General features: G+C 75.3%; 1 protein-coding gene. It reads right to left on the bottom strand.

The annotated features are described in order from the left end of the window. Positions 1-233: 233 nt before the first annotated feature. Positions 234-971, bottom strand: a complete 738-nt coding sequence (locus ACFYPD_RS34100) for a Clp protease N-terminal domain-containing protein (RefSeq protein WP_387122932.1) — start codon at positions 969-971, stop codon at positions 234-236. Positions 972-1,133: the final 162 nt, after the last annotated feature.

Here is a 1,133-nt window from a genome sequence, read left to right as displayed (position 1 = left end):
AGACCGCCACCACCCGGGCCACCCGCCCCGGCGGCCGGGCCGGCACCGGAGACGGGGGGGGGGGGGCCGCGGCCCCCCCCCCCCCCCCCCCCCCCCGCCCCCCGGGCCCCCCCCCCCCCCCCCCCCCCCCCCCCCCCCCCGCGGGGGCCCCCCCCCCCCGGGGGGGGGCCCCCGGCCGGTGCGGTTCGGGGTCGATGCGATTCGGGCCCCGTGCGGTTCGGGCCTGTCGCGGGTCAGGCCCGCTTGCGGGTGATCTCGGCGAGGGCGCCCTCGACGGCGGACTCCAGGGCCGCCTTCTCCAACCCGAGCCCGGTGAGCACGCCGTCGCCGGCCTCCTCCTCGAGCAGGGCGAGCAGGATGTGCTCGGTGCCGACGTAGTTGTGGCCCATCCGCAGCGCCTCCCGGAAGGTCAGCTCCAGGACCTTCTTGGCCCGTGCGTCGTAGGGAATCAAATCCGGGACCGTGTCGGCCTTCGCCGGCAAGGTCGCGGTCACCGCCTCCCGCAGCCGCTCCAGGGGTACGCCCCGGGCCACGATCAGCGCGGCCGCCAGCCCTTCCGGCTCGGCCAGCAGGCCCAGGGCGACGTGCCCCGGCGTGATCTCGGCGTTGCCCGCGGCCCGCGCTTCCTCCTGCGAGGACACCACCACGTTGCGGGCCCGCGGGGTGAACCGGCCGAACCCGGCGCTCGGGTCGAGCGCCGCCGCCGTCTCGGACTTCGCGGCGGACCGCTTCTGGGCGGCCTGCTTGCTCACCCCCATGCTGCGGCCGATCTCCGTCCAGGAGGCCCCCGAGCGGCGGGCCTGGTCGACGAAGTGCCCGATCAGGTGGTCGGCGATGTCGCCCAGGTAGTCGGCGACCAGGACGGCGCCGGCGAGCTGGTCCAGTGCGTCGCCGTGCACCTTCTTGATGCCTTCGATCAGCTCGTCGAGGCGTACCGGTTGGCTCATCTTCAGCGGCTCTGTCTCGGTCATGCGTCAACCATAGGTTGACGAACCGCCACCGTCAACCACGGGTTGACGATCTCCCCGGACCCCGGAGACGCCGCTGGCCGGCACCCCGGTGTTCGGGGTGCCGGCCAGCGGTTTGTTGGCTCAGCTGTTCCAGTACTGGGCGACGATGTCGGCGGCCTGCTG

It is taken from the genome of Micromonospora sp. NPDC005299, from assembly GCF_042872345.1.
Classification (GTDB): domain Bacteria; phylum Actinomycetota; class Actinomycetes; order Mycobacteriales; family Micromonosporaceae; genus Micromonospora.
Note: the sequence above shows the minus strand (reverse complement) of the source record. Positions and strands in the feature narration are given on the sequence as shown.